Annotated in this window: 18 protein-coding genes; 13 read left to right on the top strand and 5 right to left on the bottom strand. The window is 58.5% G+C overall.

Annotated elements, in window-relative coordinates:
- The first annotated feature begins 173 nt into the window (after positions 1-173).
- The 7 genes from QY316_02460 (at position 174) to QY316_02490 (ending at position 9,194) form a co-directional block, all read left to right on the top strand.
- Entirely contained in the window at positions 174-1,967 is a 1,794-nt protein-coding gene (locus tag QY316_02460) for a GspE/PulE family protein (protein ID WKZ33286.1), read from the top strand.
- Positions 1,964-2,554 carry a ribosome biogenesis GTP-binding protein YihA/YsxC gene (yihA, locus tag QY316_02465; GenBank protein ID WKZ33287.1) on the top strand — a complete coding sequence of 197 codons (591 nt, stop codon included), beginning with the start codon at positions 1,964-1,966 and terminating at the stop codon, positions 2,552-2,554. Before QY316_02460 ends, yihA begins: the two co-directional genes overlap by 4 nt.
- A 165-nt stretch (positions 2,555-2,719) precedes the next feature.
- Positions 2,720-3,442 (top strand): tol-pal system protein YbgF, encoded by a 723-nt coding sequence (ybgF, locus tag QY316_02470; GenBank protein ID WKZ33288.1) that lies wholly within the window; start codon positions 2,720-2,722, stop codon positions 3,440-3,442.
- Positions 3,443-3,449: 7 nt separating this feature from the next.
- A complete protein-coding gene (locus QY316_02475; GenBank protein ID WKZ33289.1) occupies positions 3,450-4,601 on the top strand; it encodes a LysM peptidoglycan-binding domain-containing protein in 1,152 nt (383 codons plus the stop codon).
- A gap of 84 nt (positions 4,602-4,685) precedes the next feature.
- Positions 4,686-5,771, top strand: a complete 1,086-nt coding sequence (dprA, locus tag QY316_02480; protein WKZ33290.1) for a DNA-processing protein DprA — start codon at positions 4,686-4,688, stop codon at positions 5,769-5,771.
- Positions 5,772-6,118: 347 nt separating this feature from the next.
- The gene (topA, locus tag QY316_02485; GenBank protein ID WKZ33291.1) at positions 6,119-8,254 is read left to right on the top strand and encodes a type I DNA topoisomerase; all 2,136 of its coding nucleotides are present in this window, start codon (positions 6,119-6,121) and stop codon (positions 8,252-8,254) included.
- Between the two features lie 196 nt (positions 8,255-8,450).
- On the top strand, positions 8,451-9,194 hold the full coding sequence (locus QY316_02490; protein ID WKZ33292.1) for a response regulator: 744 nt from the start codon (positions 8,451-8,453) through the stop codon (positions 9,192-9,194).
- A gap of 64 nt (positions 9,195-9,258) precedes the next feature.
- Here the strand turns inward: QY316_02490 and QY316_02495 are convergent, their stop codons facing one another.
- The 3 genes from QY316_02495 to ileS form a co-directional block, all read right to left on the bottom strand.
- A complete protein-coding gene (locus QY316_02495) occupies positions 9,259-10,761 on the bottom strand; it encodes an MFS transporter (GenBank protein WKZ33293.1) in 1,503 nt (500 codons plus the stop codon).
- Positions 10,762-11,171: 410 nt separating this feature from the next.
- Entirely contained in the window at positions 11,172-11,669 is a 498-nt protein-coding gene (gene lspA / locus QY316_02500) for a signal peptidase II (GenBank protein ID WKZ33294.1), read from the bottom strand.
- On the bottom strand, positions 11,639-14,476 hold the full coding sequence (gene ileS, locus QY316_02505) for an isoleucine--tRNA ligase (protein ID WKZ33295.1): 2,838 nt from the start codon (positions 14,474-14,476) through the stop codon (positions 11,639-11,641). The genes lspA and ileS overlap by 31 nt, the downstream gene beginning before the upstream one ends.
- A 215-nt stretch (positions 14,477-14,691) precedes the next feature.
- Here ileS and uvrB point away from each other — a divergent pair, with 215 nt between their 5' ends.
- Positions 14,692-16,698, top strand: a complete 2,007-nt coding sequence (gene uvrB, locus QY316_02510; GenBank protein WKZ33296.1) for an excinuclease ABC subunit UvrB — start codon at positions 14,692-14,694, stop codon at positions 16,696-16,698.
- Positions 16,699-16,702: 4 nt separating this feature from the next.
- On the opposite strand, the gene QY316_02515 is transcribed toward uvrB, so the two are convergent.
- Positions 16,703-16,846: a hypothetical protein gene (locus QY316_02515; protein WKZ33297.1), complete on the bottom strand. Its 144-nt coding sequence runs from the start codon at positions 16,844-16,846 to the stop codon at positions 16,703-16,705.
- Positions 16,847-17,155: 309 nt separating this feature from the next.
- Between QY316_02515 and QY316_02520 the strand changes: the two genes are divergently transcribed.
- From QY316_02520 to QY316_02540, 5 genes are all read left to right on the top strand, one after another.
- Positions 17,156-19,585, top strand: coding sequence for a homocysteine S-methyltransferase family protein (locus tag QY316_02520; protein WKZ33298.1), 2,430 nt, complete (start codon positions 17,156-17,158; stop codon positions 19,583-19,585).
- Between the two features lie 278 nt (positions 19,586-19,863).
- Entirely contained in the window at positions 19,864-21,192 is a 1,329-nt protein-coding gene (locus QY316_02525) for a class I SAM-dependent RNA methyltransferase (protein WKZ33299.1), read from the top strand.
- 31 nt (positions 21,193-21,223) lie between these two features.
- Entirely contained in the window at positions 21,224-21,715 is a 492-nt protein-coding gene (gene greA, locus QY316_02530) for a transcription elongation factor GreA (protein ID WKZ33300.1), read from the top strand.
- A gap of 81 nt (positions 21,716-21,796) precedes the next feature.
- Positions 21,797-22,564, top strand: a complete 768-nt coding sequence (locus tag QY316_02535; GenBank protein WKZ33301.1) for a carbonic anhydrase family protein — start codon at positions 21,797-21,799, stop codon at positions 22,562-22,564.
- Between the two features lie 135 nt (positions 22,565-22,699).
- Positions 22,700-23,122 (top strand): EamA family transporter, encoded by a 423-nt coding sequence (locus QY316_02540; protein WKZ33302.1) that lies wholly within the window; start codon positions 22,700-22,702, stop codon positions 23,120-23,122.
- A gap of 2 nt (positions 23,123-23,124) precedes the next feature.
- On the opposite strand, the gene QY316_02545 is transcribed toward QY316_02540, so the two are convergent.
- Entirely contained in the window at positions 23,125-24,252 is a 1,128-nt protein-coding gene (locus QY316_02545) for a site-2 protease family protein (GenBank protein ID WKZ33303.1), read from the bottom strand.
- Positions 24,253-24,335: the final 83 nt, after the last annotated feature.

A 24,335-nucleotide genomic window follows, 5' to 3' on the forward strand; every position in this document is an offset into this window, starting at 1 on the left:
AAAAGATCTTGGTCCCCTCTTTTCTAAAGAGGGGGTAGGGGAGATTATGAAGTCTTTTATAATCCCCCTTTGTCCCTCTTTAAAAAAGGGGGAAATTCAGTCGGGCTCTCAGCCGACCAAACAAAATGACCTGCTTCCAAGCCGCAGTGGGTTGGTTTTAAAATGGACTGTAAATGAGCGATAAAAAGACGCTTACGCTGGATTTCGTAACCGGGCTCCTTGTAAAAAGGAAGCTCCTGAGCCCTGCGGAGGAGAGGGAGGTCGCGATAAAGGGCGAGGCCCAGAGGGCGCGCCTCAGGAAATCCCACGATTCCTTCTATTCCTCAAAGCGCCTGCAGACCATATCCGAGACGGTCTCCCCCGCCGAGGTAATAGCCTCTTTTGAGATCCGGATACCCGGCACCGAGAAATACCTGACCGAGGACGCCATAACCGAGGCCATAGCCGCCGAGGTGGGCTTGCCGTATCTCAAGATCGACCCCCTCAAGCTCAACCTCGACATCGTCACGTCCCACATCCCGAGGCCCTTTGCCCAGCGCTATCTTGTGGTGCCGGTAGAGGAAAAAGCGGGTGTCGTCACCCTCGCCGTCGCGGACCCCTTCAACCTCGAGGCGGTCGAGAGCCTCAAGGCCACGAGGAAGATGAAAGTAGAGCTCGTCCTGAGCTCCAAGAGCGACATCCTGAAGATAGTAAGGGAGTTCTACGGCTTCAGGTACTCGGTCGGGGCCGCCGAGAAGGAGTCCTCGGCGATAGGCGACCTGGGTAACCTCGAACAGTACGTGAGGCTCAAGGGCTCGGTCGAGCTAGAGGCTACCGACCAGCACATAGTTAACGCGGTCGAGTACCTTCTCCACTACGCCTACGAGCAGAAGGCGAGCGACATACACATCGAGCCCAAGAGGGACAGGTCGGTCGTGAGGCTCAGGATCGACGGCGTCCTTCATTACATCCACACGGTGCCCAAGGCCGTCCACCCTTCAATCATATCTCGGATAAAGATGCTATCGAGGATGGACATAGCCGAGAAGAGGAGGCCGCAGGACGGGAGGATCAAGACCGAGTTCAAGGACAGGGAGATAGAGCTACGCGTATCAACCCTCCCCACGGCATTCGGCGAGAAGGTGGTCATAAGGATATTCGACCCGGAGCTCCTTTTCCAGGACATATCGTCGCTGGGCTTCACGCCGAGGGAGCTCGAGACCTTCAGCTCCTTTCTCAAGAAGACGAACGGCATAGTGCTCGTGACCGGCCCGACGGGCAGCGGAAAGACCACGACCCTCTATTCGGCCTTGAAGTCGCTCTCCTCCCCGGAGGTGAATATCGTCACCATAGAGGACCCCATAGAGATGATAGTCGAGGAGTTCAACCAGGTGGGCGTGCAGCAGCAGATCGGGGTGGACTTCGCCGGGAGCATCCGCACCATCCTCCGGCAGGACCCGGACATCATCATGGTCGGAGAGATACGGGACAGGGAAACGGCCGATAACGCGGTCCAGGCCGCTCTCACAGGGCACCTGGTCTTTTCCACGCTCCACACGAACGACGCGCCCTCGACGGTTACGAGGCTTGCGGACCTCGGGGTGCCCAACTTCCTCATAAACTCGACGGTAGCCGGGATAATCGCCCAGAGGCTCGTAAGGAAGATATGCGTGCACTGCCGGAAGGAACGGGCGCTCGAACCCGAAGAGGTCCAGAACCTGAGGCTCAGGAACGACCGCGAATACAGGGTCTGGTACGGCGAGGGCTGCCCCGAGTGCAGGGGCACCGGCTACAAGGGCAGGACCGGTATATTCGAGGTGCTCGAGTTCACCGAGAGGGTGAAATCAGTGGTCGCCAGGACGAGCGACACCAACGCGGTCTTCAAGGCCGCTAGGGAGGACGGCATGTCCACCCTCCGCGAGTCGGCAGTGAGGAAGATGCTGCAGGGCGGGACCACCTACGAGGAAATCGTGTCGGTCACCTCATGAAAATCGCGAGCGCAGAGTATATAGCGAGCGCGGTGAATATCGAGCAGTGCCCGAAGACCGGCCTCCCGGAGATAGTCCTCATAGGCAGGAGCAACGTAGGCAAGTCCTCGCTCATAAACTCGTTCACGGGGAAAAAGGGCCTCGCAAAGACAAGCTCCCAGCCCGGGAAGACCCGCACCATGAACTTCTACCTCATAAACGGGCGCTTCTACATCGTCGACCTCCCGGGTTTCGGGTACGCGAAGGTCTCCCGCGAGGAGAGAAAGAGCTGGGAGGGCATGACCGAGGAATATTTCAGGAGGCGCGAAAGCATCATGGGCGCGCTCCTCATACTCGACCCGAGGCGGGACATGGGCGAGGAGGAGGCGAACGTGCTCGAATGGCTGACTGAGCGCGGCATAGGCTGCAAGGTGGTCTTTACCAAGACCGACAAGCTCTCCGCAAACCAGCTTTCATCGAGGGCGGCCAGGCTGAAAAGAGAGTCGTCGATTGCCGGTCCGGTGCTCTTCTCTGCCGTGACCGGCGCTGGCAGGGACCTCCTGGGGAGGAATATAAAGGAGATGCTTGAGGGTGATTCGGGTCACTGACGCAAAGGCCCCTGAAGCGTAAGAATAGTCGCGCGAAACAGGCCTCTTGCCATCAGGCCCGGCCCCGCCAGAAGAAGCGTTCTTATGCCGCTTGAAACATGGGCTTTTGGCGTGGCGCGATGTTTTTTGCTTGACAACCCGGGCCAAGGGGATTACTTTTCCGGCATGAGGCTGAGTACGCTTATATTTGCAGTCGCGGTCTTTCCGCTCGCCGGGTGCGCCGGGGTCGGAGGCCAGCAGAAGTCCATGGACGAGCTTTCGAGGCAGGTCGCCGAGCTCAGGATTTCCATGTCAGAGGCAAACTCGAGGATAGACGACCTCGGCAACAAGATTGTGCTCCTGCAGGAGAAGATAGAGGAGACCAGGGCCGAGGTCGAGAACATGGGCACGGTCCCGGTCGCGCCTCCGGAGGGCCTCAAGGTGGTGCCGCTTTCGGAAGAAGGCGGAAAACGCGTCCCTGCCGTCAAGGAAAAGGGGCACGGCTGGGACAAGGGAGACGTTCTCCGCGACGCCTCGGCCTTGTACAACGAGGGGCAGGACCTCTTCATGGCCGGGAGATACGAGGAAGCGAGGAAGATCTTTTCGTCTTTCCTCGGCTCATATCCCAGGCATACCCTCTCTGACAACGCCCTCTACTGGATAGGCGAGACCTATTACTCGGCAAGGGAATTTGAAAAAGCCCTTGAGAAATTCTCGGAAGTGGTCGATAAGTACCCGGAAGAGAACAAGGCGCCCGATGCGCTCCTCAAGGCCGGTTTCTCGTACCAGGAGATGAAACGCGACAACGAGGCAAGGGCCGCCCTTGAAAGGCTAGTGAAAAGATATCCGGGCTCCCATGCTGCCTCGATTGCAGCGAAGGCCCTCGGAGGCCTGAAAGGCGAAAGGTAGGTACGAAATGTACTCCAAAAGGTTCGCGATCAAGCTCGGCTGTTCGGCCCTCGTCCTTTCCATCCCGCTTCTGTATGGCGGCGGGCTCATCGCCGGAGAGGCCGGAAAAACGGCCGGCGCTGAAGCCGGAGAGTCGGCGTATCACAAGATCGTCCCGAGGGACACGCTCTGGGACATCTCGGGGAAGTACCTTGAAGACCCGTTCAAATGGCCGGGCCTCTGGAAGATAAACCCCTACATCAAGAACCCGCATCTCATATACCCGGGCAACATCGTGAGGATTACCCCCGAAGGCATTGAAGTGCTCAGCCCCGACCAGAGGGCAGAAGGCCTCTACAGGGTCGAACTGAGCGAGGACGGTGAGCAGGTAGTGGTGCTCGAGCCGGAAGAGGCCGACGCCCAGTCGGAAGCCCTGTCGGAAGCCCCGGCGGAAAAGGTGGATACGGCGGAGAAGGCCGCTGACCAGGGGCCCAGGGTAAAGGACAAGGCAATGGCCCGGGGCGGTTTTATCTCCGAAGCCGAGCTCAAGGGGAGCGGCGCCATCGTGAAGCAGGAGGAAGGCAAGCTCTTCATGAGCGAGGGCGACAAGGTGTACGTCTCGTTCGGGGACGCCAGCGACGTAAAGGCCGGCGACCGCTTCACGGTATTCATGGAAGGTAAGAAGATAAGGCACCCCGATACCAGGAAAAAAATGGGGAGCGAGGTAGAGGTCATAGGGAGCCTCAGGATAACCAGGGCCGAGGCCCCGGCCGAGGGAGTGGTAGAGAGGTCGTTCAGGGAAATCCCCCTGAAGGCCAGGCTCAAGCCGTACACCCGGCCCGTGGTCGAGGTGGCGCTCACGGAGACCGACGCCGAAGTGAACGGCCATATAGTGACCGCCCTCGAAGCGAGGGAGAACCTCTCCGAGGGAGACATAGCCTATATAGACAAGGGCTCGGCCGACGGCATAAAGGCCGGGAACATAATGCGCATCTTCAGGCCGGTCCCGGAGGAGCTGGACCCAATGGCCCGTAAGAAGAAAAAGGTAAGCATTCCGCCTCTGGAGCTCGGCACACTCGTCATCCTGGAAGCGGGCCAGGCCACTTCCACCGGTGTCGTCCTGAAGAGCCAGAGACCCATAGTATGGGGAGACAAGGTCTCCACCGTCAGTACCCAGTAAGTTTTTCAAGCGGGGCGGCATCCGCCGCCCCGGTCACAAGCTCCCTTCACAAGCCGGGCATCGGATACGCCTCAGGGGTAATGGTTGGGTAAAGATAGGCTCGTATACTGGCTTGCCCTGAGCCTCCTCAAGGGCATAGATCGGCTCAATATAGCCGATTTACTTGAAAGATTCGGCAGTCCGGAGGATGTCTTTTCATCCAAAAGGAGCTCTCTTGACGCATATTCTCCGGAGCTCGCCCGGTCGGTAACGGAGTTCAATTCCTGGGACCGGGCCGAAGGGGAGCTTCTGCTGGCTTCGAAGCACGGCGCAAGGATAGTTCCATATGGCGGCCCGGGCTACCCTTCCGCCCTTATGAGGGTCTACGACCCACCCTGCCTTCTCTACATGAAAGGGCTTGAGTGGAGGGACGACCTTCCGTGCGTTGGCATAGTAGGCACGAGGCGCCCCACGCCCTACGGGCTCAGGATGGCCGAAACGCTCGCCTCCGGGCTTGCAGTGATGGGAGCTTCGGTCGTGAGCGGAATGGCAAGGGGCTGCGACTCTGCCGCGCACAAAGGCGCTCTCTCAGCCGGCGGGTTTACCGCGGCGGTCCTGGGCACGGGCGTTGACCTTGTATACCCGGGCGAGTCGAGGAAGCTCTACGAGGAGATAGCATCCAAGGGGACCCTAATATCCGAGTACCCCATGTCCACCCCGCCCCTTAAGCAGAACTTCCCGAGGCGGAACAGGATCATAAGCGGGCTTTCAAGGGGGCTGGTAGTGGTTGAGGCGCCCGTAAGGAGCGGCTCCCTCATGACGGCGAGGCTCGCGCTCGAGTACGGGAGGGAGGTCTTCGCCGTACCCGGCCAGGTGACATCCTTAAGGAGCAGCGGCACGAACAAGCTCATCAAGGACGGCGCCGGGCTTATCGAGAGCGCCGCGGACATAGCAGGGGCGCTTTCCATATGCCCCGCGAGAGTCGAAAGGGAATCGGAGGAGAGGCCGGTCCAGCTCGAAGGTGAAGAGATGCTGATCTTGAAGGCGCTTAAGGAAGGGCCGGAGCACATTGACAGCATACTCCATGCTACCGGGCTTACGGCGGCAAGGGCCTCTACGCTTCTGCTACAGATGGAGCTCAAGGGCTTCATCGAGCAGAAGCCGGGGAAATGTTTTCTCCGGAGGGTATAGCCGGGTTTTTGCGATTGCCCATGCATCGGCCCTGAATTATGTTATAATAAACTCGGCCTTCAGGCCGCTTGAAACCCGCAGGCGCGAAGCCAAGGCAGACCGCGCCACACTCCCCTGAAAGGATTTATGGCTACCTCTAAAAATAGTTATTTTTCCTGATCTCTGTGTCAGGGCTGAAATAAAAAAGCTCACATATTATCATATATGCTGCGCTTTTTATTTCCGCTCTTCGCTTGACCTCAGAAAAAATTCCTGTTTTTTAGAGGCACCCTTATTTTGAAAGTCATGCAGCCGGAAGGGCTGTGTCGTGAAACCTTGAGAAGGGAAATCGAAGGACAGATAGAGAGATGGGAAAATCGCTTGTCATAGTAGAATCGCCCGCAAAGGCAAAGACCATAAACAAGTTCCTCGGCAAGGACTTCAACGTGCTAGCCTCCGTGGGCCACATAAAGGACCTCCCCAAGAGCAAGCTCGGCATCGAGGTGGACAACGGCTTCGAGCCCCATTACGAGCTCATAAAGGGAAAGACCGCGACCGTCCGGGAATTGAAGAAGGCCGGGAAGGCGGCCGAGAGGATATTCCTCGCGCCCGACCCCGACCGGGAGGGCGAGGCCATAGCTTGGCACATAGCCGAGGAGATAGACAAGAAGAAGGAGAAGACCTTCCGGGTCCTCTTTAACGAGATCACGGAAAAGGCCGTAAAGGAGGCAATAGGCCATCCGACGGGCCTCGACCAGCACAAGTACGAGGCGCAGCAGGCCAGGCGCGTCCTCGACAGGCTGGTGGGCTACCAGGTGAGCCCCATACTCTGGGACAAGGTCCGCAGGGGCCTTTCAGCCGGGAGGGTCCAGTCCGTCGCGGTCCGCATAATCTGCGACAGGGAGCGCGAGATCCAGGCGTTCGTGCCGAGGGAGTACTGGTCGGTATCGGCGAGGCTCGAAACGCTCGGAGGGGCCGCTTTTACGGCGAAGCTCGCCAAAATGGACGGCCGGAAGATAGAGCTCAATAACGAATCCGAGACGAAGGCCGCGCTCGCGGACCTCGACGGGGCCTCGTACAGGGTGTCCGAGGTAGAGACCAAGGAGACGAAAAGGAACCCCGCGGCCCCGTTCACCACAAGCAAGCTCCAGCAGGAGGCGGCCCGGAAGCTCGGCTACACCGCGAAGAAGACCATGATGCTCGCGCAGCAGCTCTACGAGGGCGTCGAGCTCGGAAACGAGGGGCCGGTCGGGCTCATCTCCTACATGAGGACCGACTCGACCCGGATATCGGGAGAGGCGGTCGCGGCGGCGCGCGCTTTCATCCAGGAGAAATACGGGGCCGAATACCTCCCCAAGTCCCCGAACGTTTACAAGTCCAAGAAGAAATCACAGGACGCGCACGAGGCCATAAGGCCGACCTATTTCCAGTACCCGCCCGAGGCCGTCAAGGCCCACCTCTCAAGGGACCAGTGGAGGCTCTACCAGCTCATATGGAACAGGTTCATCGCCTGCCAGATGACGCACGCGGTAATGGACCAGACAAGGGCCCAGATAGAGGCGAAAGGCTATATCTTCTCCGCCTCCGGCTCTACCGTGAAGTTCCCCGGGTTCATGGCAGTCTACATAGAGGGGCAGGACGTGGAGGAGGAGAAGGAGGAGAGGCTGCCTGCCCTCAAGAAGGGGGAGGATTTGAAGCTCCTCGGGCTCGACCCGGCGCAGCACTTCACGCAGCCGCCACCGAGGTTCACCGAGGCCTCGCTCGTAAAGGAGCTTGAGGAGAAGGGCATAGGCCGCCCCTCGACCTACGCCGCCATACTTTCGACCATCCAGGACAGGGAATACGTCGTCAAGGACAACAAGCAATTGAAGCCCACGGAACTGGGCTTTACGGTAACGGACATGCTCATACAGAGCTTCCCCGGCATCCTCGATGTCGAGTTCACGGCCCACATGGAGGAGGAGCTCGACATGATCGAGGAGGGGCGCGCCGAGTGGCGCGAGACCATGAAGGAGTTCTACGGCCCCTTCAGGGAGAGCCTCGAGCGCGCGAAGAAGGAGATGAAGAACATAAAGGCCGAGGAGGTCCCGACCGACATAGCCTGCGAGAAGTGCGGGAGCATGATGGTCATAAAATGGGGCCGGAAAGGCAAGTTCCTGGCCTGCTCCGCGTATCCCGAATGCAAGAACACCAAGGACTTCACCATAGGCGAGGACGGCAAGGTCAAGGCGGTCGAGAAGACAGCCGAGGCGACCGACACGCCCTGCCCGACCTGCGGGAAGAACATGGTCGTCAAGAGCGGCCGATTCGGAAGGTTCCTGGCCTGCCCGGATTACCCGAGCTGCAAGACAACGATGTCGGTCTCAACGGGAATACCCTGCCCCAACCAGGACGGCGGCATGCTCGTCGAGAGGCGGACCAAGAGGGGCAGGGTCTTTTTCAGCTGCTCGAAGTACCCCTCCTGCACCTATGCCACATGGGAGCTTCCCAAGCAGGAGGAGTGACCCCGGATTGACCTATTGCCGGCTTTTCAGGTATAATATCCTGAAAGGCCGGTCAGTTTCCTCAGCAAGCCGATTCCATCCAGTTCCTCACCAAGAGATTACCCCGCGTAAACGCATCATAATAGCCCGGCTACCCAGTTTTGCGGGCGGCCCATAGCGAGCCCCTGCCGGCCTCTCGCAGAAAGGAAGGAGAGGGATGATAACCAGGGACTCCAGGACCGTCCTCGTGGCGGACGACTCCGTTTTTTTCAGGACCAAGCTGAGCGACATACTCGTCGAAGCCGGTCACAAGGTGAGGCTCGTGAAGGATGGAAGGGAGCTTATCGGGGAACTCAAGATAGACGCCTCGGGCATAGACCTCCTGATGCTGGACCTCCAGATGCCTGACATGGACGGCTTCAGCGTCCTCGACTGGATAAGCCTAAACGGCTTGAAGGGCAGGTTCCCGGTGCTCGTCATAACCGGCGCATACGAGCCGGGAGAGGTGATGGAGAAGCTGAAAAACCTGGGCGCGGACGGGCTCATGACCAAGGGGCTTACGCCGGAGCAGATCGTCTTCAGGGTCAACAGGCTGCTGTTCCCTGAAAAGGCTTCGGGGAAGCCGCGGCTAAGGGTCCCGGTCTCCATCCCCGCGGACTTTTCGGTCGGCGAAATGGTGAAGACCGGATATCTCTTGAACCTGAGCGAGACGGGCGCCTTCCTCAACGCCAGGGCCGAGCTTCTGGCCGGGGCGGTCTTGAGGCTCCGGTTCTCGGTGCCCGGCTCTTCGCGGGTGCTCGAGACCAGGGCTACGGTCAAGTGGTCCACCTCGGACGTCTCGACCAAGACCCTTTTCGGAGGCTATGGCGTGATGTTCACGTCCATTTCCGATGAGGACCTGAACGTCCTCAGGGAGTTCATCTCAGGGGAGTCGGAAAGGCTTGGGCTGGAGAAAGACTGACCCGGCCGCCGGGCCGGGTCAGGTAGTCGAAAGGCATCTCTTCGTGAAACCGCTGAGCGTCCGCTCAGAACTTCCCTGATTTCATAAGCTCCCTGTCGACTGAGGAAAGCTGGTACTCGTGCGCGAACGCGCCCTTGGGCTCCTTCAGGAAAAAGAGGCAGAAGATGAAAGTAGACAGGGCGGTCCCGCCTATGAAGAAGAAAAAAGCGCTGTCGCTCATGAAGGTATAGGCCGTGAGGTAAAGTGTCGCCCCGACGCTCCCGTAAGCGCCGACATACCCGGTCACCTGCCCTGTGATGCGCCTTTTTACGAGGGGCACTAGCGCGTAGGTCGTCCCGCAGCCGCCCGTAACGAAGATGGCGCAGAGTACTGTCACGAGCACGGCAGTCCAGAGCGGCCATTCCGGGCTTATGAGGCCCATGAGGCCGAAGGTTATGGTGATGCCCGCAAGGTACACGAGCATGACGCCCCGGCGCGAGGAGGACCTGTCCGAGATATACCCGCCGAGCGACCTCGAAAAGAAGTTCATGAACGCGAAGAGCGATCCTATGAGGCCCGCGTACTGCGGCGTAAGGCCGAAGGTGTTCTGGAAAAAAGCGGGGAGCATCGATATTACCCCGAGCTCCGCGCCGAAGGAGGCCATGTAGCAGGTGCAGAGGCAGGCGACGTCCGTGAACCTGTACCTGTCGTCAGCCGGGACACCCTTTTTAAGGATAGGCAGGTTTACGCGTAAAATCTGTATCGTCTGGTAGAGGACGACCGCCCCGATTACCGCGAGCGAGATTATCAGGGCATTCATGCCCATGAAGCCCATGTCGTAGATGCGCCATGCGAGAAGGGCCAGGATGCCTATTATGGGCACGGTCCAGATGATGGCGTTGATCATGCTGCCCCAGGTGCTCACCTCTATGGCCGCGGCCTTCCTTGTCCTGTGGCGGGTCGTGCCGGGCGGGCCGTCGGTGGTGGAAAAATAGTAGTAGAGGCCGAAGGCCATCATCACCACGCCGCTTGCGGCTATGGAGTAGCGCCAGCCCCACGCGCCGTGAAAGATATTGATGGCCAGGACCGGGAGGATTATGGCCGCTATGGAGGAGCCCCAGTTGCCGAGCCCGGCCTCCACGCCCTGGGCGAACCCTATGTCCCTCGGCTTGAACCAGAGAGAGGTCATGTGTATGCCGACTACGAAACCGGTGCCGACCACCGAAAGGAGAAGCCTTGAGACGAGCATCTGGGTGTAGGAGCTGCCGAATGCGAACGCGAAGCAGGGGATGGCCAGTACGAGCATTATGCCCGTGAAGGTCTTTCTCGGCCCGAACCTGTCCGAGAGCATGCCTATGATGACCCTGCCGGGCATGGTAAGGGCCACGTTGCAGATGGCCAGGAGCTTCATCTGCTGCATGGTGAGGCCGGTTTCCTCCGCTATTACCGTCGCGAGCGGGGCCATGTTGAACCAGACGAAGAAGGTAAGGAAAAAAGCGAACCAGGTCTTGTGGAGGACGCGTATGTCCATCCGCTTGAGGTCCAGCAGGTCTCCCCAGCCCAGCATCTTTTCATTCGACTTATTCATCACGACCTCCGGTACGTGTTTGTTCCGCGGTTGAATTGAGGAAAAACGACCTCGGGGGTCTTGTTTACTTGATTGCCTGGCCGGTTTGCGCCGTTAAGTAGCAGTGCATGGGAATTTCGCGCTTTTTTTGTTAAGTATAGCCTTAACCTGTGCTGCTTCAACTCAAGTGCCTCCGGCCTGCACGGTGCCGGCACTGGAGCTTTTTCCTGCTGAGGGCATTAACGCCTGGTTTTTTTAATTTTTTACAAGGAGGCCGGCAGATTCGAGTCAATGGGCGGACGGGAACGAACGGCCCGGGAGCTTCATTGCTCGACTTGCCAATCCATTCTAAAAGGAGTGCTGATTGTGCCACTTTTCAGGCCTGTTTTCAATAGTAAATCGGACAGGATAGGTCTTTAATGCGGGGAGATTTATTCGTGCCTTGAAAAGAAGTAGCTGAAGATGACGAGCCCCACCCCGACGGTAATGGCGGAGTCGGCCACATTAAAGGCGGGCCAGTGCCAGGAGGCGACATGGAAGTCCAGGAAGTCCACGACCGAGCCGAACCGTATCCTGTCGACGAGGTTGCCGATGGCGCCGCCAGCGACAAGCGAGAAGGCCAGGAGAGAAAGCCTGTCTTTGGACTGCCTTACAAGGACCGCAAGGAGCACGAGCGCGGCAAGGGAGACGCCTATGAGGAAGAGCTTTCTCAGGCTGCCCCCCTGGTTAAGTATGCCGAAGGCGGCGCCCTTGTTGAGATAATATACGATATTGAAAAAGCCGGGCACCACCTCGACGGCCTCGTAAGGATGGAGGCTCCGCATGACGGCGAGCTTAGTCAATTGGTCGAGCACGGCTATTCCAGCCGAGACCGAGGCGAATATTTTGTAGTTTGCCCTTATTTCAACGCCTCCACGCATCTTTCGCATATGGCCGGGTGCTCATGGTCCTTGCCTACATAGGTGCTGTAGTGCCAGCACCTCTCGCATTTCCCGCCGTCAGCCCTGCCCACAACGATATTGAGCCCGGGTATCTCCTCGGACGAGAACATGACGGATTTTCCGTCCCCTCCGATGGCGTCTCCGACCAAAGGCTGGTCGGAGACGATGAGCCTCGAGATGATGAGGACCTCTTCGAGCGCCTTCTCCTCGCTCCGGAGGAGGTCGAGGTCCTTCTCCGGCGGGTATACGACGGCCTGAGCGTCGAGCGGGTGGCCTATTATCTTTGCCTGCTGCCGCGCGGCCTCCAGCGCCCTGGATAGCTCGCCCTTGTACTGCATGAGCCTGTCCCATTTCTCCTCGAGCGACGGGTCGAGCCACTCTTTTTGAGGCTCGGGCAGGGAAGAAAGGTGCACGCTCTCGGCCTTTTCCCCGGGCATGAAGGCCCACGCCTCGTCGGTCGTGAATACCAGGACAGGCGCAGTAAGGCGGATCAGATGGTCGAGCACATGGTATATCGTGGTCTGTGCGGCCCTCCTTCCCCTTGAGTCGGCCCTGGCCGTGTAAAGCCGGTCTTTCACGACATCGAGATAAAAGGCCGAGAGGTCGACGGTGCAGAAGTTGTGCACGGTGTGGTATACGACATGGAACTCGAAATCGTCATAAGCGGCCCGTATCCGCTCGGTGAGCCGGGTGAGCTTGTGAAGCGTCAGCCTGTCCAGCTCCTCCAGCTCCTCGTAGCGGACCTGGTCTTTTTCAGGCTCGAAGTCGTAGAGGTTGCCGAGTATGAACCTGAAGGTGTTCCGTATCCTCCTGTAGGCCTCGGAAAGCCTCTTGAGTATCTCCTCCGATATCCTTACGTCCTCGCGGTAGTCCTCTCCGGCGACCCAGAGGCGCAGTACCTCCGCGCCATATTTGGAGATGACCTCCTGCGGCGCGACAACGTTCCCCGTGGACTTGCTCATCTTCCTTCCTGAGCCGTCTACCACGAAACCGTGGGTAAGTACCGCCGAATAGGGCGGGACCGAGCGCGTGGCCTCTGAGGCAAGGAGCGAGGAATGGAACCAGCCCCTGTGCTGGTCGCTCCCTTCGAGGTAGAGGTCCGCCGGGAACTTGAGGTTATCCCTCTTTTCGAGCACCGCCGCGAAGCTGACGCCCGAATCGAACCAGACGTCCAGGATGTCCTCTTCCTTCCGGAAATCTTTTTTGCCGCAATCAGGGCAGGAGATGCCCTCGGGCGCGAATTCTTTCAAGTCCCTTCCGAACCAGGCGTCAGCGCCTTCCTTCTCGACGACAGAGGCGAGCCTCTCGACAAGGCCGGCGTCGAGTACGGATTTGCCGCAGCTTACGCACTTGAGGGCCGGTATGGGCACGCCCCAGGCGCGTTGCCTTGAGAGGCACCAGTCCGGCCTGTTCTGCACCATATTATAGATGCGGTCCTTGCCCCAGGCGGGTATCCACCTGACCTTCCCGGCGATGGCCTCCAGGGATTTTTTCCTCAGGCCGCCTGCCTCCCCCGCCTCCCACGCTTCCATCGAAGCGAACCACTGCTCCGTTGCCCTGAATATAATGGGGGATTTGCATCTCCAGCAGTGCGGGTACGAGTGCCTTATATCTTCTTTCAAAAGGAGGGAGCCGTTATTCCGGAGAAGCTCCACTATGGCGTCGTTGGCCTTGAAGACGTGCTGCCCCGCGAACTCGGGCACGACCTGCATGAACTTTCCCGCGTCGTCAACGGGGTTGTATATGTCGAGGCCGTACTTAAGGCCGAGCTCGTAGTCGTCCTGGCCGTGTCCCGGGGCTATGTGCACCGCGCCCGTGCCCGCTTCGAGAGTGACATGCTCGCCGGGAAGGATGACGGAGTCCCTGTCTATGAACGGATGGCGGGCCTGCATGCCCTCGATTTGAGAGGCGCGGAACTTCTTCAATACATCAGGGGAGGTCCAGCCGAGCTTCTTCGAGACCTCCTCAAGGAGGCCTTCTGCCACTATGTACGATGCGCCCCCGGCGGATACCAACGCGTAGTCGAGCTCCGGGTGGAGGGCGATGGCGAGGTTCGCCGGAAGGGTCCAGGGCGTGGTCGTCCAGATTATGACATACGCCTTCTCGTCAGGTATGGCCATGCCCAGCTTTCTCTCAAGCCCGGCCTTGTCCATTTCGAACCGGACATACACCGAAGGCGAGGTCTTGTCAGCGTACTCGACCTCCGCCTCGGCAAGGGCGGTCATGCAGGAAGGGCACCAGTGGACCGGCTTCTTGCCCTTGTAAACGATCCCGTTCTCGGCGAACCTCTTGAGCTCCCGGAGAATCGAGGCCTGGTAGCCGTAGTCCATGGTGAGATAGGGCCTATCCCATTCGCCGAAGACGCCGAGGCGCTTGAAGTCCTCGCGCTGGACCTCCACGAATTTTTCCGCGTAGGCCCTGCACCTCTTCCGCAATTCCAGCTTGGATACGCCGTGTTTTTCCTTGCCCAGCTCCTTTTCGACCTGAAGCTCTATGGGGAGGCCGTGGCAGTCCCAGCCCGGCACATAGTCTGTCGAGAAGCCCGACATGAACCTGCTCTTTACCACGAAGTCCTTGAGGATCTTATTAAGGGCGTGGCCTATGTGTATCCTGCCGTTCGCGTAGGGCGGGCCGTCATGCAGCGTGTATTTGGGCCTTTCCTTCCCCGCTTCCATTATCTTTTTGTAAAGGCCCGAGTCCTCCCAGGCCTTGAGCGTTTCCGGCTCCTTTTTGGGTAGCTCGGCCCGCATCTGGAAGTCGGTCCTGGGGAGGTTAAGGGTCTCCTTGTAGTCCATCTGATGTTGCTCCTGTCATTTCCGCGTTTTTGCCAGAAATATTAAAAATAGCACAAGGAGGCGGGAAATAAAAATATATTTTGCCCTGCAGAGGCGAACCAAACCCCGGGAAGCCCCAAGACGCTGCCCGGGCCAGCCTGTTTACTCCATGAGGTTTTCGTGGTATCTTAGAGGGTAAACTTTTTAAGGAAATTCGAGTAATTATAAGGCGTTAGATGAGAAAAAAGGAATCTATCTTCAGGATAAAATCGGAGTTCACGCCCAAAGGCGACCAGCCTCGGGCCATAGAGGCCCTTGTAGATGGACTGAGGGGCGGCGAGCAATACCAGGTGCTCCTTGGTGTCACAGGCTCGGGCAAGACCTTCACCTCAGCCAAGGTAATAGAGGAGCTCGGCAGGCCGGCGCTCGTCATCGCCCCGAATAAGACCCTCGCGGCCCAGCTCTATGCGGAGTTCAGGGACCTCTTTCCGGATAACGCGGTAGAGTATTTCGTCTCGTACTACGATTATTACCAGCCAGAGGCCTATGTGCCGACGACCGACACCTTCATCGAGAAGGACGCCTCCATAAACGATGAGATAGACAAATTAAGGCACTCGGCGACCCACTCGCTCCTTACGAGGAGGGACGTCATCATAGTCGCATCGGTCTCCTGCATCTATGGGATAGGCTCGCCTGACGACTACGGCTCCATGCACGTCTACGCTGAAAGAGGCATGGAGACCGACAGGGCGGCGTTCCTTAAAAAGCTCGTGGACATGCAGTATTCGAGGAACGACGTGGACTTCCACAGGGGGACATTCAGGGTGAGGGGGGACGTGGTGGACGTCTTCCCGGCTTACGAGGCGGAGACGGCCCTCCGGTTCGAGTTCTTCGGCGATACCATCGAATCCATAACAGAAATAGACCCGCTCCGGGGCAAGCCCCTCCGGAAGGCCGAAAAGGCGCTCATACATCCCGCGAGCCACTTCGTCACGACCCGAGACAACCTGACGAGGGCCATCGAGGGCATAAGGGTGGAGCTACGCGAAAGGCTTAAGGAGCTTAAGGCCGCAGGGAAGCTCCTGGAGGCGCAGAGAATAGAGCAGAGGACGCTATTCGACATAGAGATGCTGCAGGAGATGGGCTACTGCCCGGGCATAGAGAACTATTCGAGGCACATCTCGGGGCGGCTCCCCGGCGAGCCGCCATATACGCTCATAGACTACTTCCCCGAGGACTATATCCTCTTCCTCGACGAGAGCCATATAACGGTGCCGCAGCTTAACGGCATGTACCACGGCGACCGCTCGAGAAAGGAAACGCTCGTCGAGTACGGCTTCAGGCTACCTTCGGCCCTGGACAACAGGCCCCTCAAGTTCGAGGAGTTCGGAAGGAAGATAACCCAGGCCGTCTATGTATCGGCCACCCCGGGAGAGTACGAGTACCGCATGGCCCGGGGGAGCGTCGTAGAGCAGATAATAAGGCCGACCGGCCTCATGGACCCGGAAATAGAGGTCAGGAGCGCGGCTGCCCAGGTTGACGACCTCCTATCGGAAGTAAAAAAGAGGGTAAAGGCCGGCGAGAGGGTGCTCGTTACCACCCTCACCAAGAGGATGGCCGAGGACCTGACGCAGTATTATTCGGAGCTTGGGATAAAGGTCAAGTACCTGCATTCGGACATCGAGACGCTCGAGAGGGTGGAGATAATCCGTGATTTGAGAATGGGGAAGTTCGACGTGCTCATCGGTATAAACCTTTTAAGGGAGGGGCTCGACATACCCGAGGTCTCGCTCGTCGCCGTATTCGACGCGGACAAGGAAGGGTTTCTCCGCTCCGAGAGGTCGCTTATACAGACTTCGGGCAGGGCCGCGCGTAACGTGAACGGGAAGGTCATTTTATACGCGGATACCGTCACTAAATCCATGCAGGCCGCGATAAACGAGACCGCCCGGAGGCGCGAGAAGCAATCCGAGTTCAACAGGGCTAACAACATCACTCCCGAGACCATAAAGAGCAGGATAAAGGACGTCCTGAGCTCCATATACGAAAGCGACTACGATACCGTGCCGGTAGCGGCGGAAAAGGCCGGGGAATACGTGCCGCCTCACGAGCTGCCGCGACTCATAAAGTCGCTTAAGAAAGAGATGGAGAGGGCGGCTAAGAAGATGGATTTCGAGAAGGCGGCGGAACTCCGGGACAGGATAAAGGAGCTCGAGGCGGCGGAGATACGGGTCGGCTGACGATTCAGCCGCGCCTGCTGTATATATAGGGGTGTATGAGCCTCTCCCATAACCGGGATAGCATGAGGGCCCTGGCCTTGCTCATCCCGAGGGAACGCATCCTGCAGAAGACGTGCAGGCTATTGAGGTAATGCTGTAAGAGGCGCATGCTCTCCACCCGCTTCAGAAGACCAGGATACCTACAGTTTGCTTTTCGGCAGTACTGTCCCGGAGCTTTAGAAGTTTTCAGGACTGAACTTCCTCTGCATAAAGCCTTGCGGATATCGGCATAAACTATTACAATTGCATGGGCAGCCTCTAAAAATTGATCTTTTCCCCGGACTCTGCGTAGTTACGGGAATAAAAGTGCTCACATATTATCATATATGCTCCGCTTTTTATTCCCGGCCTTCCTTGATTGCGGGAAAAATTTCTAATTTTTAGAGGCTGCCCATAGTCTGATTACATTCGGGAGAGTATGATGCGCGATTTTCTTTCAGAAATGGCGAAAAGGCCGCTCGTTTTCGACGGCGCAACCGGGACAATGCTCCAGAGGCTGGGGCTTAAGCCCGGCGGCTGCCCGGACGAGCTTTGCCTTAAGGAGCCGGGACTCGTCAAGAAGGTGCATTCGTTATATATCGAAGCCGGCTCGGACATAGCGACCACGAACACATTCGGCGCGAACAGGGTTAAGCTCGACGAGTACGGCCTTGCCCCGAAGCTCAGGGAGATAAACGTCGCGGCTGCAAGATGCGCGAGGGAGGCCGTCGGCCCGGAAAGGTTCGTGGCCGGAGGGCTCGGCCCGACCGGAAAGTTCGTCGAGCCGGTCGGCGACCTGCCCTATGACGAGGCAGAGGAGATTTTCAGGGAGCAGGCGATGGCCCTCAAGGAGGGCGGAGCGGACCTCGTAATAATCGAGACCATGATGGATCTCCGCGAGATGAAGGCCGCTATAAAGGGCGCGAAGTCCTCGGGGCTTCCGGTCGTCGCCACCATGACCTTTGACGAGACCATGAGGACGGTCCTCGGCACTCCCCCGGAGTCCTTCGCCATCGCCGCCGCATCCCTCGGCGCGGACTGCGTGGGCGCGAACTGCTCTTTGGGCATAGAAGGCATATACAAGGCGATACTCGCAATGTCGAAGGTCGTCTCCATTCCCCTTATAGCCCAGGCCAACGCCGGCATCCCGGTCCTCAAGGGCACCGAGACAGTCTTCCCTGCCTCTCCCGAGGAGATGGCAGGTTTTGTTCCCAGGCTCGCCGAGGCCGGGGTGAGGGTGCTCGGCGGCTGCTGCGGCACCACCCCCGAGCACATAAGGAAGATGGGCGACGCCTTCAGGAACTCGAAACCCGCGCCCGCGAGGAAAGCCGGTTTCACCGCGCTTTCGTCCCGGACCTCTTTCGTATCGTTCGGGGGCGGGTTCTCACCCATTATCATAGGCGAGAGGATAAACCCCACGGGCAGGAAGCTCCTTGCAGCGGAGATAAAAGAGGGGAAGACAGCCGGCATAAGGAACGAGGCCAGAGGGCAGGAGGCTGCGGGAGCCGACGCGCTCGACGTGAACGTCGGAGTGCCGGGCATTGACGAGCCTTCGGCAATGGCGAGGGCCGTCTTCGCGGTGAACGAGAATTCGATGCTTCCGATAGTCATCGACTCTTCCGACCCTAATGCCGTCCTTGCAGGCCTTAAGGCAGTTGACGGCAAGCCGCTCATAAATTCCATAAGCGGCGAGGAGAAGAAACTAACATCCATACTCCCCCTTGCCAGGGAGTACGGGGCTGCGCTCCTGGGCCTTGCACTTGACGACGACGGCATACCGGATACCGCCGAAGGCAGGCTGAGGGTGGCCGAGAAGATGCTTGACGCTGTAATAAGGGCGGGCATGAGAAAAGAGGACCTCGTAATAGACTGCCTGGCCATGACGGTGAGCGCCATGCCCGAGAGCGCGAAAGAGACATTGAGGTCCATAAGGCTCGTAAAGGAGCGGCTCGGCCTCTCGACCGTATTGGGCGTAAGCAACATATCCTTCGGCCTCCCGGCAAGGGAGGTCATAAACGCGAACTTCCTTACGATGGCGCTTGAGGCGGGCCTGGACGCGGCCATCATAAACCCGAACAACAAGGCCATGATGGACGCCTTCCACGCCTCTCTCGTACTCATGAACAAGGACGTCCGGGCAGAGAGGTATATAAGGAGGCACCAGGCGCTTACGGAGGCCCAGGCGGTAAAGGCGGAGGGCGCTCCTGTAATTGCCGCTCCCAATTCGGCGGACCAGTCAATCGGCGGCAGGCTCAAGCGCGCCATAATCGAAGGGGACGAGGAGAACATAACCGCGCTCGTCGAGGAGGCCCTCAAGGAGGGCTGGGAGCCGATAAAAATATCCAACGAGGCGCTCGTGCCGGGCCTCGAAGAGGTGGGGAAGCTTTTTGCCTCGAACAGGTATTATTTGCCGCAGGTAATGCTCTCTGCCGACACCATGAAGAAGGCATTCGCGAGGCTAAAGCAGGAGATGCAGGGACGGAAAGGACCTTCGCTCGGTAAGGTTCTCCTTGCTACCGTCGAGGGAGACATCCACGACATCGGAAAAAATATCGTGGCGACACTGCTTGAAAACCACGGCTTCGAGGTCATAGACCTCGGGAAAAACGTGAGCGCAGACCGTATCGTCGAGGAAGCCGAGAAGAACAAGGTGGACATAGTCGGCCTCTCGGCCCTCATGACCACGACGGTGCTTGAAATGGACAATGTCATAAAGCGGCTCAAGGCAAAGGGCATAAAGGCCCTTACCATAGTCGGCGGCGCGGTCGTGACAAAGGAGTTTTCCGACAAGATAGGCGCCGACGAGTACGGCGGGGACGCGCTAGGGGCCATAGAGAAGATAAAGAAACTTATAGGGCAGCACGCATGACCTTGGGGAAGGCCTGATCAATGACGAACAACGAAATAATCAGACCTTTCTAGTAATATGATATGTTCAATAGCGGGCCCGGTCTGCGGGCCCGCTATTATTTTGGGGCTGACATGTCGTTCGTCAATCGTAGCGGCTGATAACGAGACCCATTGGGAAAGTTTTCGGTCCCCCTCTTTCCTAAAGAGGGGGCATGGGAGATTATGAATACATTTATAATCCCCCTAATCCCCCTTTAGAAAAGGGGGATATTCAAGCAAACTTTCTTTAAGGTGCAAATGGCCGAAGTAGTCGAGATAACCTCCCTGGCTTACGGGGGCAAGGGCGTGGGCCGCATAGGCGGCAAGGTCGTCTTCGTGCCCTGTTCGGCGCCTGGCGACGTCGTCGAGGTGGAGCTCGTATCCGAGAAGAAGGGCTATTCGGAAGGCGAGATACTGCGGATCGAAAGGCCTTCGCCGCTCCGCGTCAAGCCTTTGTGCCCCGTTTACGGCGAGTGCGGGGGCTGCAGCCTCCAGCACATGAGTTACGCCGCGGAGCTCGAATGGAAGCAGAGGATACTCGAAGAGACGCTCAGGAGGGTGGGGAAGCTTGAGGTGAAAAGCCTCTACGGGGACGGCCTCCCTGCCGGTCCGCATGCCGTGCGGTTCGAGGAGCCGATAGCCTCGCCGAGGGAGTTCAACTACCGGTCGCGGGCGAAATTCCATTTCGACGGCAGGAGAGCGGGCTTCTTTGCGACAGCCTCGCACAGGGTCGTGGAAATGAATGAGTGTCCGCTCCTTGACCCGCTCATTAACGAAAGCTATCTCGACATAAAGGACGTACTCAAGTCGATCGACAGGCCGGGCATATCCTCTTTCGAGCTTGTTTTGAGCGAGCGTGACTCGAAAACCGTAGCCATTTTCAACGCGCATGAGGCCAGGCCCCTTTCATGGGCAGGGGCCCTTGCCGGGGCAAGGCATCTTAAGGGGTTCGAGGTCAGGGCTTCGGCGGACAGGAGCAGGAAGGGGAAGAGGGTCGCGATCGAGGGCGATATCACGGTTTCCTATTCGGCTAACGGGGTCGATTTTTCCGCCCCTGCCGGGATCTTCTCTCAGGTCAACAGGCTCCAGAACAGGAACCTTGCAGCCAAGGCCATAGAGTTTGCGGCGCTTTCCGGGAAGGAGACGGTCATAGACCTCTTCTCAGGGGCGGGGAACCTGACATTGCCGCTTGCGCGGAAGGCAAAAGAGGCCATAGGGGTCGAGGCGGACCGGGAGGCCGCAAGGCAAGGGATTGGCAACGCCGCCAGAAACTCGATAGAAAACGCGCGGTTCCATGCCGAGGACTCTGTCTTCTGGCTTAAACGCAACCTGAATATCCTTGAAGGTGAAGGGAACTCTGTGTTAGTATTGGACCCACCGAGAGGCGGAGAACCGAATATCGCGCGGTCCCTTTCAGGGGCAAGGCCCGGGAGCATCGTTTATATCTCATGCAGCCCGCCGACCCTCGCAAGGGATCTATCCTTTCTGGCGGGGCTCGGATACAGGGTATCCAGGGCCGTCCTGATCGACATGTTCCCCCGGACATACCATATCGAGAGCGTCACGGGCTTGAGGCTGGCTGAATAACGTTTTTCTTTTCAAGATTACGGAGAGGACAATGCACGAGCTTCCCATAATAAAACAGCTCCAGGAGGAGCTTCAGAAGGTCGAGAAAGAGCTCAGGGTCGACGTGCCCAAGGAGCTCCAGAAGGCGGCAGCGCACGGCGACCTCCGCGAGAACGCCGAGTACGAGGCCGCCAAGCACAGGCAGTCTTTCCTGCAGGCCCGCGCCGCGCACCTCTCCGCCAGGATAAACACGCTGAGCTCGCTTAAGCTCGACGACATACCCAAGGGCTCCGCGGGTTTCGGCTCGAGGATACATCTCGAGGACCTCTCCAGCGGAGAGGAATCCATCTTCGAGCTCGTCACCCCCGAGGAGGTGGACCCCAGGAACGGGAAGATATCCGTGAGCTCCCCAATCGGGAGGGCCCTTCTGAACAAGAAAACAGGGGACGAGGTGGTGGTGGACCTGCCTACCGGCAGGAAGGAATACGAAGTGACCGAGCTGTATACTCTCCACGACCTCCTTTTCAGGAAGCCGGACAGGTAGGCGGCGCTGCTCGCGCCGGTTATTTCGCCAAACGAGATCCTGGCCGTATAATCCCGTTCAAAACACATGAAAGGAGCGTCTATGATGGTCTCTGCAGGGAAGTTTTTGATTTCCGCGGTCGTCGCGCTCGGGTTGGGCTTCACGCCTGCCTGCCTCATGGCGGCGGACAAGCACGGCCCGCACTGGGCTTACGAGGGGGAGCATGGTCCCGAGCACTGGGGGCATGTCTCAAAGGAGTTCAAGGCCTGCTCCGATGGGAAGGCTCAGTCGCCGATAGACCTCTCGAACGCAGCGCCCGAGGCGCTTTCTGGAATAGAGTTCAAGTACGGCCCCTCAAGGCTCAATATCGTGAATAACGGGCACACCGTGCAGGTGAATTACGACGGGGGCAGCTCGATAACGGTGGACGGCTCCGAATACAAACTGGTGCAGTTCCATTTCCACACGCCGAGCGAGCACACGGTAGACGGGAAATCCTACGGGAACGAGATGCACCTCGTGCACAAGAACGACAAGGGCCAGCTCGCGGTCGTGGGCGTCCTTATAGAGGAAGGCGAGGAGAACGCCGCATACGGCGCGATTTGGTCGAACCTCCCGGCAAAGGCAGGAGAGGAGAGGTCGGTCGAGGTGGACATAAACGCAGGCGAGTTCATCCCTTCGGAGAGCGCCTATTTCACCTACGCCGGTTCGCTTACCACACCTCCGTGCAGCGAGAGCGTCAAGTGGATAGTGCTAAAGAGCCCCGTACAGATGTCCGCCGCCCAGATAAAAGGGATACGGGATATAATGAACAAGAACAACAGGCCGGTGCAGCCCTTGAACGAGAGGGCCCTTAAGGTCAGCCAGTAAAGGCTTTAGGAACCGGTTCAAATCTGCCTGACCCTGCCGCCCCCTGCGGCAGGGTTTCTTATTTTCCGCCTTTATAAGCGGCGTTGCGATGCGGTAGAATATGGGCTTATAGACAGGTTTTGAGGAGGGGTTTTAATGGACAAGTCTTTTATCTTCGCCATTCTGGCGGCCCTTGTGTGGGGCCTTGCGCCGGCATTCGAGAAGGTGGGCCTCAAGGGGCCCATAGACCCGTTCCTGGGCGTATTCATAAGGACGATACCCATAGCGGCCATAGCCGTCGCAGGCGTCTTTTTCATGGGGAGGATGGGCGAGGTCGCGAATGTCGACTTGAGGAGCGCCCTTTTCCTGGCAGCGGGCGGAGTGCTTGCGGGCCTTCTCGGCCAGTTCGCATTCTACTCCGCCTTGAAGGCCGGCGAGGCGTCGGTCGTGGTGCCGGTTGCCGCCACGTATCCCCTCGTGGCCCTCTTCGTCTCGGTACTTTTCCTGGGCGAGGCGTTCACCTTGCAGAAGCTCGCGGGCATAGCCCTCGTAGTCGGGGGAGTGGTGCTCCTCAAGTAGCGTCACTTTTCGAGGCCGGTCTTGAACTCGAGCATCTTCATTATGTCCCGCCTCGATATGATTCCCACGAGCTCGCCTTTCTTCAGGACCGGGAAGCGCCCGATGTGGTTATTGCCCATCATCCTGGTGAGGGCGTCCAGGGCGTTGTCGTCGGGGCTGAGCGAGTCCTCGGGGCCGAGCCGCTCCATTACCTCGCCGACCCTTGTCCCGCTCCATCTTTCCTTTTCGACCGACCGGACGTTGTTGAGTGTCAGGAGCCCCGATATATGGCCGTTGGAGGTCACCGGGTAGCTCGCGTGGTGGTGCTTGAAGAAATAGTTCTCCACCGCGTCCGAGACGGTCTTTTCCTCGCTCACGGTAATCACGGGCGAGGACATGAGGTCCCTGACCTTAAGCCCCTCGAGCGCCCTCTTGATGACTACCTGTTGGTAGCCGCTTTCCGCGGCCTGCCTTACGAAGACGCCGATGAGCACGAACCAGAGCCCTCCGATGAAGTTACCCACGAATATCTGCATGAAGCCCGCGACTATGAGGAAGAGGGCGAACCCCTTGCCGATGTCGCTCGCCACCCTCGTGGCCCTGTTGACGTCTCCGGTCTTGAGCCACCAGAGGGCCCTGAAGACCCTGCCGCCGTCGAGCGGGAAGCCGGGTATCATGTTGAAGACCAGGAGCACGAGGTTGATGAGGGCGAGATAGGCCAGTATGGAATTGAGGACCGGGTAGGCTTCGCCGCTCACGACCCGGGCGCTTATCCAGAAGAGCGCCGCGAGCACAAGGCTTGCAGCCGGGCCTGCTATGGCGATCTTCAGCTCGGTCCTGGCGTCCTCCGGCTCCTTTGTGAGCTGCGCGACCCCGCCGAATATGAAAAGGGTAATCTCCCTTATGTCCAGGCCAAGCCTGTTGGCAGTGTAGGAATGCGAAATCTCGTGTATAAGGACGCATACGAAAAGCAGCAGGGCCGAGACAATGCCCATTACAACGTAAGTGCCGGGGCCCAGGCCGGGCAGCGTGAAAGGGAAGTAGCCGTAGGCGAGGGACCAGGCGAAGATGGCGAATATTATGAACCAGGTATAGTCTATCGAAACCTGGATACCGAGCACCTTGAGGAGCTTTATTCCCCTGCCGTTCATTTCATTGCCCCCGGTTTCATTGCGTTACCGCCCGGCTTTATTAGAGTCTATCAGACGGGCAGTGGCGCCGCAAGACGAGGCTT

It is taken from the genome of Thermodesulfobacteriota bacterium (genome assembly GCA_030583865.1).
GTDB lineage: Bacteria > Desulfobacterota > GWC2-55-46 > GWC2-55-46 > GWC2-55-46 > UBA5799.

What these genes read in the sequence shown, in the direction of transcription:
- QY316_02490 (WKZ33292.1), top strand. Translation starts at nt 8,451, where the DNA reads ATGATAACCAGGGACTCCAGGACCGTCCTCGTGGCGGACGACTCCGTT.
- lspA (WKZ33294.1), bottom strand. Translation starts at nt 11,669, where the DNA reads ATGCGAAAGATGCGTGGAGGCGTTGAAATAAGGGCAAACTACAAAATA.
- QY316_02535 (WKZ33301.1), top strand. Translation starts at nt 21,797, where the DNA reads ATGATGGTCTCTGCAGGGAAGTTTTTGATTTCCGCGGTCGTCGCGCTC.
- ileS (WKZ33295.1), bottom strand. Translation starts at nt 14,476, where the DNA reads ATGGACTACAAGGAGACCCTTAACCTCCCCAGGACCGACTTCCAGATG.
- QY316_02525 (WKZ33299.1), top strand. Translation starts at nt 19,864, where the DNA reads ATGGCCGAAGTAGTCGAGATAACCTCCCTGGCTTACGGGGGCAAGGGC.
- QY316_02540 (WKZ33302.1), top strand. Translation starts at nt 22,700, where the DNA reads ATGGACAAGTCTTTTATCTTCGCCATTCTGGCGGCCCTTGTGTGGGGC.
- ybgF (WKZ33288.1), top strand. Translation starts at nt 2,720, where the DNA reads ATGAGGCTGAGTACGCTTATATTTGCAGTCGCGGTCTTTCCGCTCGCC.
- QY316_02475 (WKZ33289.1), top strand. Translation starts at nt 3,450, where the DNA reads ATGTACTCCAAAAGGTTCGCGATCAAGCTCGGCTGTTCGGCCCTCGTC.
- QY316_02520 (WKZ33298.1), top strand. Translation starts at nt 17,156, where the DNA reads ATGATGCGCGATTTTCTTTCAGAAATGGCGAAAAGGCCGCTCGTTTTC.
- greA (WKZ33300.1), top strand. Translation starts at nt 21,224, where the DNA reads ATGCACGAGCTTCCCATAATAAAACAGCTCCAGGAGGAGCTTCAGAAG.
- yihA (WKZ33287.1), top strand. Translation starts at nt 1,964, where the DNA reads ATGAAAATCGCGAGCGCAGAGTATATAGCGAGCGCGGTGAATATCGAG.
- topA (WKZ33291.1), top strand. Translation starts at nt 6,119, where the DNA reads ATGGGAAAATCGCTTGTCATAGTAGAATCGCCCGCAAAGGCAAAGACC.
- QY316_02495 (WKZ33293.1), bottom strand. Translation starts at nt 10,761, where the DNA reads ATGAATAAGTCGAATGAAAAGATGCTGGGCTGGGGAGACCTGCTGGAC.
- QY316_02515 (WKZ33297.1), bottom strand. Translation starts at nt 16,846, where the DNA reads ATGCGCCTCTTACAGCATTACCTCAATAGCCTGCACGTCTTCTGCAGG.
- uvrB (WKZ33296.1), top strand. Translation starts at nt 14,692, where the DNA reads ATGAGAAAAAAGGAATCTATCTTCAGGATAAAATCGGAGTTCACGCCC.
- QY316_02545 (WKZ33303.1), bottom strand. Translation starts at nt 24,252, where the DNA reads ATGAACGGCAGGGGAATAAAGCTCCTCAAGGTGCTCGGTATCCAGGTT.
- QY316_02460 (WKZ33286.1), top strand. Translation starts at nt 174, where the DNA reads ATGAGCGATAAAAAGACGCTTACGCTGGATTTCGTAACCGGGCTCCTT.